The 12,429-nt window shown below is 61.7% G+C and carries 9 protein-coding genes; 3 read left to right on the top strand and 6 right to left on the bottom strand.

What is annotated here, in order from left to right; all coding sequences use genetic code 11:
* Nucleotides 1-113: 113 nt before the first annotated feature.
* The 3 genes from KY465_RS17570 to gyrB form a co-directional block, all read right to left on the bottom strand.
* Entirely contained in the window at nucleotides 114-578 is a 465-nt protein-coding gene (locus KY465_RS17570) for a DUF2852 domain-containing protein (RefSeq protein ID WP_219203421.1), read from the bottom strand.
* 126 nt (nucleotides 579-704) lie between these two features.
* Nucleotides 705-1,997: a polyhydroxyalkanoate depolymerase gene (locus KY465_RS17565; protein WP_219203420.1), complete on the bottom strand. Its 1,293-nt coding sequence runs from the start codon at nucleotides 1,995-1,997 to the stop codon at nucleotides 705-707.
* A gap of 230 nt (nucleotides 1,998-2,227) precedes the next feature.
* Complete coding sequence (gene gyrB / locus KY465_RS17560) at nucleotides 2,228-4,705, bottom strand: DNA topoisomerase (ATP-hydrolyzing) subunit B (RefSeq protein WP_219203419.1); 2,478 nt, start codon at nucleotides 4,703-4,705, stop codon at nucleotides 2,228-2,230.
* Nucleotides 4,706-4,986: 281 nt separating this feature from the next.
* Between gyrB and KY465_RS17555 the strand changes: the two genes are divergently transcribed.
* On the top strand, nucleotides 4,987-6,384 hold the full coding sequence (locus KY465_RS17555) for a cytochrome P450 (protein ID WP_219203418.1): 1,398 nt from the start codon (nucleotides 4,987-4,989) through the stop codon (nucleotides 6,382-6,384).
* Between the two features lie 213 nt (nucleotides 6,385-6,597).
* Nucleotides 6,598-8,751 carry a malate synthase G gene (locus KY465_RS17550; RefSeq protein ID WP_219203417.1) on the top strand — a complete coding sequence of 718 codons (2,154 nt, stop codon included), beginning with the start codon at nucleotides 6,598-6,600 and terminating at the stop codon, nucleotides 8,749-8,751.
* A gap of 249 nt (nucleotides 8,752-9,000) precedes the next feature.
* On the opposite strand, the gene KY465_RS17545 is transcribed toward KY465_RS17550, so the two are convergent.
* A complete protein-coding gene (locus KY465_RS17545) occupies nucleotides 9,001-9,648 on the bottom strand; it encodes a L,D-transpeptidase (protein WP_219203416.1) in 648 nt (215 codons plus the stop codon).
* Nucleotides 9,649-9,896: 248 nt separating this feature from the next.
* Here KY465_RS17545 and KY465_RS17540 point away from each other — a divergent pair, with 248 nt between their 5' ends.
* Entirely contained in the window at nucleotides 9,897-10,379 is a 483-nt protein-coding gene (locus KY465_RS17540; RefSeq protein ID WP_219203415.1) for an MmcB family DNA repair protein, read from the top strand.
* Nucleotides 10,380-10,407: 28 nt separating this feature from the next.
* Here KY465_RS17540 and KY465_RS17535 read toward each other — a convergent pair whose 3' ends face one another.
* Nucleotides 10,408-10,968, bottom strand: a complete 561-nt coding sequence (locus KY465_RS17535) for an ActR/PrrA/RegA family redox response regulator transcription factor (RefSeq protein WP_219203414.1) — start codon at nucleotides 10,966-10,968, stop codon at nucleotides 10,408-10,410.
* A 62-nt stretch (nucleotides 10,969-11,030) separates the two neighbouring features.
* A complete protein-coding gene (locus tag KY465_RS17530) occupies nucleotides 11,031-12,401 on the bottom strand; it encodes an ActS/PrrB/RegB family redox-sensitive histidine kinase (protein ID WP_219203413.1) in 1,371 nt (456 codons plus the stop codon).
* Nucleotides 12,402-12,429: the final 28 nt, after the last annotated feature.

Genomic DNA, 12,429 nt, shown 5'->3' with positions numbered 1-12,429 from the left:
AGTCTCGCTTTCTTCCGCAGGCGCTATTTTGCCGCAAAGAAAACGGCGCCCGAAGGCGCCGCGCTCAGCTTGCAGGACCGTTGTGCGGGCAAGTGCAACCCGATAGCCGCATTTTATCCCTGCAGTTCCGGCGCACCCGGCGCCTCATTGCTCGAAGCTGATGTCGACTCGTTCCGCCGCGCCATGAAGCTTTCGAATTCCTCGCGGTCGCGCGCCATGCGCAGATCGCGCATATGGGCATCGAACTCGGCGCGCATTTCGTCAAGTTTGCGCCGTTCTTCGTTCAGCCGGTCGATCTCGCTGTCGCGCCAGGCATCGAAGGCCACATTGCCCGACGGGCTGCGACCGCCGTACTCGCCACGTGTTGCATCTTCAAATCGGGCGGCGCCCCGGCGGCAGGCGCGGAAAAAGCCGTCCGTACTGCGGTTGACGTCGGTCTTGAAGGACTCGAGACGATCACCCCAGATGATGTAGGCGAGCATCGCAAGTCCAAGCGGCCAGAACACCATGAAGCCGAGCACCATCAGGGCGATGGTGGCGGGGGTCCAGGCCGGGCGGATCATTGCGTTGGATGTCATGGATCGAAACCTCGTTGCTTGAGGCACGGAGATCGTTGCCTCTTGGTTTCGATGTGGGGAGCGTCGCTGTGCGGTTCAAGAATGAAGCAGCGCGTTTTCGTCAAATAACTGATTTAACATAATTTTTCACGCAGATTTACCGCCGGCAACGGACGCCAGTTTCGGACCGCTCGAAGCTGAACCGGTTCGGGCCGCCGCCTGCGTCCGCACAAAATCGAGAATGCGCGGTGCGATTTGCTTGCGGAAGCGGGAGCCATTGAACACCCCATAATGGCCGACCGTATCCTGGACGTAGTGCGCCCGCATCTCCTGCGGAATATTGGGACAGATGGTCTGCGCCGCCTGCGTCTGCCCAAGCCCCGAAATATCGTCGCGCTCACCTTCGACGGTCAGCAGAGCCACATTGCGGATTGCCGTGGTGTCGACCGGCTGGCCGCGATGCATCAATTCCCCCTTCGGCAGCGCATGGTCGATGAACACGGCCTGCACGGTTTGCAGATAGAACTCGGCCGTCATGTCCATCACTGCCAGATATTCATCGTAGAAATCGCGATGCTTTTCCGCCGAATCGCCATCTCCGTCCACGAGATGCAGAAAGAAATCCTTGTGCGCGATCATGTGCCGGTCGAGATTCATCGTCATGAAGCCGCTGAGCTGCAGAAAGCCCGGATAGACGGGACGTCCGAAGCCCGGCAACGGCCATGGCACCGCCATGATCACATTGTTTTCAAACCACTCGATCGGTTTGGTCTGCGCCAGTTCATTGACACCGGTCGGGTTGATACGCGTGTCGATCGGCCCGCCCATCAAGGTCATCGTAAGCGGCACCTGCCGGTCGCCGCGCTGTTCCATCACGGCAATGGCGGCAAGCACCGGAACCGAGGGCTGGCACACGGCCATCACGTGCACGTCCGGCCCGAGATCATGCAGCATCTCGATGATGTAATCGATATAGTCATCAAGATCGAAGCGACCTTCCGACAAGGGCACCATGCGTGCATCGATCCAGTCGGTGATGTAGACCTCGGCCTCCGGCAGGAGCCGCTCGACAGTGCCGCGCAACAGCGTGGCGTAATGGCCGGACATCGGCGCCACGAGCAGGATCTTCGGGTCGGGCGCATGCCCGGACGGAAGGTCACGCTTGAAATGAACGACATTGCAGAACGGCTTCGACCAGACGATGCGTTCCTGGACTTCGACCGGCCGCTCCGCGATTTCGGTGGTGTCCAGTCCGAACTCCGGCTTGCCATAACGTCGTGTCGTCCGCTCGAAGACTTCAAGCCCGGCCGCCATCGCCCGTCCGGCCGGCGTATGCGAATAGGGGTTCAGCGGGTTTTTGCTGGCCAGGCGCACCGAATCGGCGGCAGCGCGCCATGGTGCCAGAGCCGCATGGGTGAATTCGTAGAACTGATAGAACATCAAGGGTCCCTTCAACGCCGCCCGGGTTGGAAGGTCCAGCCCGGATTCGGCAAATCACCAGCGCAGCCTAGCACGCTCGTTCCGCATAGCAATATATGCGTTGCAGCATGAAACGGAAAACCCGTAAAGCCGGCAGTTGTTCCCTGATATTATCGCACCCGGCGCCGCTGGCTGTGCTGCGCCGCAGCGCTTGCGCTTGCTCTGACCGGCAATAGCAGGAGCGATCTCGCTCAGATATCGAGATTGGCGACGTTCAGTGCGTTTTCCTGAATGAACTCGCGCCGTGGTTCGACTTCGTCGCCCATCAGCCGTGAGAACAGATCGTCCGCATTCAGCGCATCGGTGATCTGCACCTGCAGCAGCGAGCGCACATTCGGGTCAAGCGTGGTTTCCCACAACTGCTCGGCATTCATTTCGCCAAGCCCTTTGTAGCGCTGCATCGTCAGGCCCTTGCGCCCCACGGCAAAAACTCCGCTGAGCAAGGCGCGCGGACCGGTAATGGTTTCGACCAGATCCTTCCGGCGCAGCTTTGGCGGCGTGGCATACACCTCCTGCAGCTTGTCGGTCATCTGGTCGATCAGCCGCGCGTCCTGGCTGCCGATCAGTCCGGTATCGATCAGCATGGATTCCTTGACGCCGCGCAAGGTCCGTTCCAGTCGCAATCCACCGCTCTCGGTCGGCTCGCCGCTCCAGCCGCGTTCGGTATCCTCGGCAATCAGATTGAGCCGGTCGGCAACGGTCTGGGCAACGGCCCGCGCCGCCTCGGGCGACGCCACGCGTTCCGGATTGAGGGCACCGGCAATGGCCGCCTGTTCGATGACGTCACGATCGTAGCGCGAATGCAAACCCTCGATCAGGCTGCGCAACCGCAATGCGTCGTTCAGTGTCGCGCGCAGATCCTGGCCCGACCGCATCTCGCCCGAGCCGAGCTCCAGCACGGCTTCTTCGAGGCCGCTGGCAATCAGGTACTCTTCGAGCGCTTTTTCGTCCTTCAGATACTGCGAGGACTTGCCACGGCTCACCTTGTAGAGGGGTGGCTGTGCGATATAGAGATGACCGCGCTCGACCAGCACAGGCATCTGCCGGAAGAAAAAGGTCAGCAAGAGAGTGCGGATATGCGCGCCGTCGACATCGGCATCGGTCATGATGATGATCTTGTGGTACCGCAGCTTCTCGGCGTTGAATTCATCCTTGCCGATACCGGTTCCGAGCGCCGTGATCAGCGTGCCGATTTCCTGGCTCGACAACATCTTGTCAAATCGGGCCCGCTCGACATTGAGGATCTTGCCCCGCAGCGGCAGAATGGCCTGGGTTTCGCGTGAGCGTCCCTGCTTGGCGGAGCCGCCGGCAGAATCGCCCTCGACGAGGAACAGTTCCGATTTCGCCGGATCGCGCTCCGAGCAGTCGGCCAGCTTGCCGGGCAGAGACGCGATATCGAGCGCTCCCTTGCGCCGCGTCAATTCCCGCGCCTTGCGCGCCGCTTCCCGGGCTGCTGCCGCCTCGATCACCTTTCCAACCAGCGTTTTCGCCTCGGCCGGGTGCTCCTCGAGCCAGGTTGAAAGCGCCGCATTGACGAGGTTCTCCACCACCGGGCGGACTTCCGAGGAGACGAGCTTGTCCTTGGTCTGCGAGGAAAATTTCGGGTCCGGGACCTTGACCGAAAGCACGGCGGTCAGACCCTCACGGCAATCATCGCCTGTCAGGGTGACCTTTTCCTTCTTGGTCATTCCCGAGCTTTCCGCATAACCGGTAACTTGACGGGTCAGGGCGCCGCGGAAGCCAGCCATATGCGTGCCGCCGTCCCGCTGCGGGATATTGTTGGTAAAGCACAGCACATGCTCGTGATAGCTGTCGTTCCACCACATCGCGACTTCGACCGTGATGCCATCCTTCTCCCCGATCAGGGTAATCGGATCGGCCACCAGGGGCTTCTTGGTCCGGTCGAGAAAGCGCACGAAGGCTTCAAGTCCGCCCTCGTACCACAACTCGACCTTCTTTTCGTCGGCATGACGCTTGTCGATCAGCAGGATGCGGACACCGGAATTGAGAAATGCCAGTTCGCGCAGCCTGTGCTCCAGCGTCGCAAAGTCGAATTCCGTCTTCGAGAATGTGTCGGTTGAGGGCAGAAAGGTGATCTCCGAGCCGGAGCGGCCTTCATAGGTGAACGCCTGCTTGTTCTCGGTATAGGTCCCGGTCTGGGCGAGCGGTGTGTCGGCGACGCCACCGGAAAAACGCATCTCGTGCACAGTGCCGTTGCGGTTGATCCGCAGCGACAGGAATTCTGACAGCGCATTGACGACAGAAACGCCCACGCCATGCAGCCCGCCGGAAACCTTGTAGGAATTCTGGTCGAATTTCCCGCCGGCATGCAACTGCGTCATGATCACTTCGGCAGCGGAAACGCCTTCGCCGGCGTGAACATCGGTCGGAATGCCGCGCCCGTTGTCGATCACGGTGCATGAGCCGTCGGCGTTCAGCTGCACCGTCACCAGATCCGCATGCCCGGCCAGAGCCTCGTCGATGGCATTGTCCACCACCTCATAGACCATGTGATGCAGACCGGAACCGTCATCCGTGTCGCCGATATACATGCCCGGCCGCTTGCGCACGGCATCGAGACCCTTGAGGACCTTGATCGAATCTGCGCCATACTCGGATGGTCCCGCCGGGGAGAGGGGGCCCGGGGTGTTTTCTGGTGTGTCGCTCATGAAATTCCTGTGTCTCATTCCGCTTGGCACCGCCGGGAGGGGGTTTTGCGAATCAGGCGGAACCGCGCCTGACAAGATATAGGATTTCGCCGCCAAAAGCCAAATGAACCGGGGTTTTACCGGTGGATTTCCGGCATCCGGCACCGTGCTTTCGACCCTCGCTTTCAGCCATCCGCACGGCAGCAGGCGCTCAGCTGTGCAAGTCTAATTTTCGAACGCAGACAATTCGCCATTGGCCGGGGGGATGATCGCGCCTAATTAGGAACAACAAGGAAAAATCAATGGACGTCCGCCGCAAGCCCTTCGTTCCGCCCGCTCCGGTTCCGCGCACCGTGCCGCCGGGGCGACTGGAAATCATTCGCACTGTGATGCGCAATCCCCTCGAATTATGGGGCGAGCCGTCCTACAACGAGCCTTGGATCCTCACCAAATTCCTCAATGAGCGTGCCCTGATCGTCAATCATCCGGGTCTGGTTCGTCATGTCCTTGTCGACAACGTTGCCAATTATCGCATGGGGCGCATCCGGCAACTGGTATTGCGGCCGATCCTGCGCGATGGGCTGCTGACTGCGGAGGGCGACACCTGGCGGCGCTCGCGCAAGGCCGTGGCGCCGGTCTTCACCCCGCGGCATGCGCGCGGCTTTGCCGACCAGATGCTGTCTGGCTCACAGCGCTTTCTGTCGCGCTACCAGGCGGCCGGGCCGCAGGGCAGCGAGTTCGACATCGGCCGCGACATGAGCGAACTGACCTTTTTCATTCTGTCCGACACGCTGTTTTCCGGTGATGTCGCCGCCACTGATGACGAGTTTGCCGCCGACATCGAGAAACTCCTGTCAACCATGGGGCGCATCGATCCATTCGACCTCGTCAAGGCGCCGCGCTGGCTGCCGCGTCTGCGCCGTCTGCGCGGGCGGCACGTCTTGGCAAAATTCCGCGGCATGGTTCGGCGCACGATGACAGGGCGGCTCGAGGTTCTGAAAAATGACCCGGGCGCCGCGCCGGAGGACTTTCTGACGCTTCTTTTGCGCCAGATGGGCCCGGACGGCCTGTCAGCTGAGGAGGTTGAGGACAATCTTGTCACTTTCATCGGCGCCGGCCACGAGACCACCGCCCGTGCCCTCGCCTGGACTCTGTACTGCCTGTCGCAATCGCCCGACGACCTCGCCGAGGTCGAAAAGGAAATCGATAAGGTGGTCGCCGAGGAAAAAGATCCGGTTGAATGGCTGGCCCGCATGCCCTGGACCCGCGCCGCCTTTGAGGAAGCCATGCGGCTTTATCCGCCGGCCCCCTCGATCAACCGCGAAGCGATCGCCGATGACACCTATGTCGACAAGCAGGGCGCCCGCGTCACAATCCCGGCCGGCACCACGGTCATGGTCATGCCCTGGACATTGCACCGCCATCGCCGACTCTGGGACGAGCCGAACGCTTTCATTCCGGCCCGCTTCCTTCCCGCCAATCGCGATGCCATCGATCGGTTCCAGTATCTGCCCTTCGGTGCGGGACCGCGCGTGTGTATTGGCGCCACTTTCGCATTGCAGGAGGCGGTGATTGCACTCGCGGTTCTGCTCGGGCACTTCCGCTTCGAAAGCCTGCCGACGACGCGCCCGTGGCCGGTACAGAAGCTGACAACCCAGCCCGGTGGCGGGCTGCGGATGCGCGTCGTGCCGCGCCGGTGAACGTGATCGACGTCTTTGCACGTGATCCGCACAGCCACGATGCACATTATTGTTGCCCGATTGGAAACAATGCTGTTCGATCGTGCGCAATTGACAGCCCTTGGCCGTCACTGCAGTTTGCTTGCAAATTGCAACCCATTCACGGACGAGCTGTTGGCAATCCATCCGCAGCTGGGTGCACCTCGTCCGACCATGAACCAGTACGGAGCCCATATGTCCACGGTGAGCACGAACGGCCTGACTTTCAGTGCCGACCTTCATGATTTCATTGTCAACGAAGCGATACCCGGCACTGGGGTCGATGCCGACGCATTTCTCGCCGCTTTTGCCGAGACCGTCCACGAACTGACGCCGAAGAACCGTGCTCTGCTGCAAAAGCGCGACGCGATGCAGGACAAGATTGACGCCTGGTACAAGGAAAACGGCGCCCCTTCTGACATGGGCGCCTATGAGGCATTTCTGCGCGAGATCGGCTATCTGCTGCCCGAGGGAGGTCCGGTCGAGGTCTCGACAAGCAATGTCGATCCGGAGATTTCGACCATTGCCGGTCCGCAACTCGTCGTTCCGGTCATGAATGCCCGCTATGCTCTGAATGCCGCCAATGCCCGCTGGGGATCCTTGTATGACGCGCTCTACGGCACCGATGCGCTCGGCGACCGGCCCGAAGGCGGTGAATATGATCCGGCGCGCGGCGGACGTGTTATCGCCTGGGCCAAGGCCTTTCTCGACGACAGCGTGCCGCTCAAGGACGCCAGCTGGGCCGACGCCACGGGTTTTGATTATGAGAATGGCGAACTGAAGATTGAAACACCGGATGGTCAGACCGTGCTGTCCGACCCGGCGCAATATACCGGCTTTTCCCGCCAGGGCGATCATGCCTATCGCCTGTTCTTCGCAACCAACAACATGCACACGATGGTCCAGATCGACCGTGACAGCGCCATCGGCAAGGATGATCCGGCTGGCATTGGCGATGTCGTGCTTGAATCGGCAATCACCACGATCATGGACTGCGAGGATTCGGTCGCTGCGGTGGATGCCGAAGACAAGCTGGTCGTTTACCGCAACTGGCTCGGCCTGATGCGCGGCGATCTTTCGGAGGAGATCCGGAAAGGTGGCCGCACCTTCACCCGCCGGCTCAGCCCCGACCACCACTATTTGACGCCCGATGGCGAGAACGCGGCACTCAAGGGCCGCTCATTGATGCTGGTGCGCAATGTCGGTCACCTGATGACCAACCCCGCCGTCACCGACGAGAACGGAGACGATGTGCCCGAAGGCATCATGGATGCGTTTCTCACCGGCCTCATTGCGCTGCACGATATCGGCCCGCACGGGCGCCATCTCAATTCGGTGGCTGGATCGATGTACATCGTCAAGCCGAAGATGCACGGTCCCGAGGAAGTGGCTTTCGCCGTCGAGATCTTCGATCGCGTCGAAAAGGCGCTCGGCATGCAGCCGAACACCATCAAGATGGGCATCATGGATGAAGAGCGCCGCACGACCGTCAATCTGAAGGAGTGCATCCGCGCTGCCAGCAGCCGCGTCGTCTTCATCAACACCGGCTTCCTCGATCGCACCGGCGATGAGATCCATACCTCGATGGAAGCCGGACCGATGATCCGCAAGGATGACATGAAGCAATCCGCCTGGATCGCTGCCTATGAAAACTGGAACGTGGATATCGGCCTTGAATGCGGCCTGCGCGGCCACGCCCAGATCGGCAAGGGAATGTGGGCGATGCCGGATCGCATGCAGGCGATGCTCGAAGCCAAGATCGGCCATCCGAAGGCCGGCGCCAACACCGCCTGGGTGCCGTCCCCCACCGCGGCAACCCTGCACGCCACGCATTACCACCGCGTCAATGTCGCAGATGTCCAGGCTGAACTGGCCAAGCGGCCGCGTGCCGATCTGTCCGACATCCTGTCGGTTCCGGTGGCAACGCGGCCCAATTGGACGCCCGAGGAGATCCAGGCCGAACTGGACAACAATGCGCAGGGCATTCTCGGCTATGTCGTGCGCTGGGTCGCGCATGGTGTGGGTTGTTCGAAAGTGCCGGATATCAACGATGTCGGCCTGATGGAGGACCGCGCCACGCTGCGCATCTCGGCCCAGCACATGGCTAACTGGCTGCATCATGGTGTCGTCAAGAAGACCCAGATCGTCCGCACCATGAAACGCATGGCCAAGGTGGTCGACAAGCAGAACAAGGATGATCCGTCCTACCAGCCGATGGCTGCCGATTTCGACAATTCGGTCGCCTTCCAGGCTGCTCTTGAGCTCGTCCTCAAGGGGCGCGAGCAGCCGAACGGCTACACCGAACCGGTGCTGCATCGCCGCCGGCTCGAATTCAAGGCAGCCGGGTAACATCCAGGACGCCAGTATTCTGATGCCGCCTCCGGGCACGGCTCAGGGAGATTCAAGAAGGGCGATCGCAAACGGTCGGGCTAGGCTTTTCGCTCTGCCGAACCGGGCCCGGCATCACATACGCGGCGATGCCCAAGGACCCGAGCCTCGTCAGGTGCCCGCGCTTCCCCGACCGAAAGCGCTCACATGAGCGCTTTCGCAGACACAGTCACGACGCGAGAATGGGCAGGGAAATCCCGAATCCGAGCCCTATTGCAGCACCACCACCCGGGCCTTCCGGCCGGGCCGCACCCGGTCATACAGATCGATGATGTCCTGGTTCATCAGGCGGATGCAGCCTGAGGATGCAGCCGTGCCGATCGACTGCCATTCCGGCGTGCCGTGCAGGCGGAACAGTGTATCCTCCCCCTGCTCATTGAACAGATACAGCGCCCGTGCCCCGAGAGGATTCTTCAGTCCCGGCTTCATGCCGTCTTCGCCATAGCGTGCCAGCTCCGGTTGCCGCTGGATCATTTCCTTCGGCGGAGTCCAGGTCGGCCATTTCCGCTTCCAGGCGATATAGGCATCGCCTTCCCAGGCAAATCCGGCGCGTCCGACACCGATGCCGTAGCGTACTGCCTTGCCACCCGGCAGCACATAGTAGAGATAGCGCTTTGGTGTATCGACAATGATCGTGCCGGGTTTTTCGCGTGTGCGATAGCGGACGATCTGCCGGTGCAGGCGCTTGTCGACCTTGCTGATCGGCACCGCAGGGATCGAATAGCCGGAATCGGAAACTGCGCCGTACTCGGAGGTGAATGTCTCGGTTGCCGGCCCATCGCCCGTGCTTGTCGTACAGCCGGCAAGAGCGACGGCGGCGGCCAGGCAGAACATGGTCACGGCGCTGCGAAATATCATGGCAGAATCTCTCGATGATTAGGGGTGCAGCGTCGATATCAGCGCATGCTTGCGCCAAGCATTAGGAGAATGAAATTTCTTTTTGCAAGCGGCGATCGCTCGCCGTCCCGGGCATTTGAGGCGATTTGCGCTGGCGAATGGCTTTTGTGCAACAAGCGCGATGAGGGTCGGTCGCCCCAGGCCTGGCCGGCAACGCCGCGGCCTCCCATCCCATTGTCGAATCACCTCCCGGCTGGCAGGGTGCGCAAATGCCGATCATCTCGCCGCACAAGTCCTCACCGCTGCTCGACGGGCGTCAGTCCGATCGCGCCATGCTCGTCCGCCGCGGCATTCAGCGGCTGTTTCTCTCGATGCGCATCTCGCTCCTGCCGGAGATGACACTGGCTTCCGGTCGCCGCGCCGATCTGATAGCGCTGACCGACAAGGGGGATATCTGGATTGTCGAGATCAAGACTTCGGTCGCCGATCTCCGGACCGATGGCAAATGGCCCGACTATCGCGACTATTGCGACCGTTTGTACTTCGCGACCCATGCCGGCGTCCCACCGGAGATTTTTCCGCAAGATTGCGGCCTGCTGATTGCAGATTCCTATGGCGCCGATTGGCTGCGCGAAGCCCCGGAACACCGATTGGCGCCGGCGCGCCGCAAGGTGCTGACACGGCAATTCGCGCGGCTGGCCGCCGACCGCCTGGTGCTGGCCGAGTTTGCCGCTTCCGGCAATCCGGAATAAAGCCACGCGGGTGCATGGCGCATGCTGCCTAGCGTGGCGCGCGCTTTGCCAAGATGCGTTGCAGGGTTCGCCGATGCATGTTGAGCCGCCGTGCCGTTTCCGAGACATTGCGGTCACACATCTCGTAGACCCGCTGGATATGTTCCCAGCGCACCCGATCGGCCGACATCGGATTTTCCGGCATTTCCGGCTTGTCACCCGGTCCCCGGGTCAGGGCCGCGAATATTTCATCGGCATCGGCGGGCTTGGCGAGATAGTCGATGGCGCCGAGCTTGACCGCATTGACCGCCGTGGCGATGTTGCCATAGCCGGTGAGCACGATCATTCGCGTCTCTTCGCGCGCCGTGCGCAGCGCCACGATGACGTCGAGGCCATTGCCGTCCTCGAGCCGCATGTCGACAACGGCATAGTCGGGCGGTGCAGCCTTGGCCTTGGCCAGGCCTTCCGCCACCGATTCGGCAATCTCCACCGTAAAGCCGCGGCTTTCCATCGCCCGTGCCAGCCGCCGCACGAAAGGCCCGTCATCATCGACGAGGAGCAGCGTCGTGCCAGCTGCCACTTCTGTGGGGGATGTGTGTTCTTCCGTCATCATGCTACCTGATATAAGGGGCGCGCGCCCGCCCGCCAACCACATTCGCCATCTGCCTGCGCCTACCGCCCCATGCTCACATGCGGCGTGTAGGATCCGGTGACAGCGCCGACATCCATCTTGCTGCGCGGCCAGCGGATCCGGACCCGTGCACCTTGCGCCGGCTCGCCGCGATTATCGAACTGAAGCGTCGCGCCGGAGCGTTCGAGAAGCGTTTTGGCAATGAACAGGCCGAGACCGAGGCCGCCGGCACCCGGGCGCCCTGCCTTGTCCCGGCTGCGCATATAGGGAAGCCCGATGCGCGACAGCATTTCTGCTGAGAACCCCGGTCCATCGTCTGTGATGACGATCTCGACGCTCTCATTGTCATGCCTGCTCGTGACCTGCACTTGCGAGCGGGCGAAATCGACGGCGTTCTCGACGATATTGCCCAGTCCATACAGAATTCCGGCATTGCGCTGGCCGATCGGTTCCGGCGGAACATGACGCGAATCGCCGGGCGGCGCTTTATCCGTTACGCGTTTGACGATGATCTCGACACCAAATTCGCGGTGCGGCGCCACGACCTCTTCGATCAGCGCATCAAGCGGGACCTGCCGCATGTGCAACTCGTCATCGGTCGACAGGCTGGTCAGCCGACCGAGAATGTCGCGGCAGCGCTCGCTCTGGCTCACCAGCAATTGCACGTCTTCACCGTGCTGCGGATCACCTGCCAATGCCTTGTGCATCTCGCGGGCCACCACGGAAATGGTGGCCAGCGGGGTACCGAGTTCGTGTGCCGCGGCCGCCGCCAGCCCATCGAGGGCGGACAGGTGTTGCTCGCGCTGCAGCCCGAGTTCGGCAGCCGTCAGAGCCTCCGCCAGTTCATTGGTCTCAGCCGAGACCCGGTGGACGTAGAAGGCCGCGAACGCGGTGGTCGACAGAATGGCAATCCACGTGCCGATGATCAGAACGAACGGAAAAGTCAGTACGGTGCCGGGATACCAGGGTAGCGGCAGGGACAGAAAGGCGAGAAAGGTGATGGCAACAAAGGTCAGCGCTCCGAGCGCCACCGTATGCCGCACCGGTTGTGAGGCGGCGCAAATGATCACCGGCACGCAGATCAGCACCGAGAAGGGATTGGCAAGGCCGCCGGTCAGAAACAACAGACTGGTCAACTGCAGGACATCGAAGGACAGCACCGCCAGACCGCCCAGCGGCGGCAATCGGTGATTCGGCGGATAACGCACCGTCAGGAAGATGTTGAGCCAGGCCGAGCAGCCGATCAGCACGAAGCAGAAGAGTTCCGGCATCGGAAAGCCGAAGCCGTAGGCGATCACCACAACGGCAATGCTCTGACCGGCGACCGCCAGCCAGCGCAGTCGCGTCAGCGTGCTCAGCCGCAGCCGGTGCTGAAACGTCTGGTCGTCAAGAAGGGTGTCATCGGTGCTCATCTCAGCTTCCTTCTAGCCGAGCCTGACG

Origin of the sequence: Neohoeflea coraliihabitans, assembly GCF_019334345.1 — a bacterium.
In the GTDB taxonomy this organism is placed as follows: Bacteria; Pseudomonadota; Alphaproteobacteria; order Rhizobiales; family Rhizobiaceae; genus Pseudohoeflea; species Pseudohoeflea coraliihabitans.
This window is presented reverse-complemented; position numbering and strand designations above follow the sequence as displayed.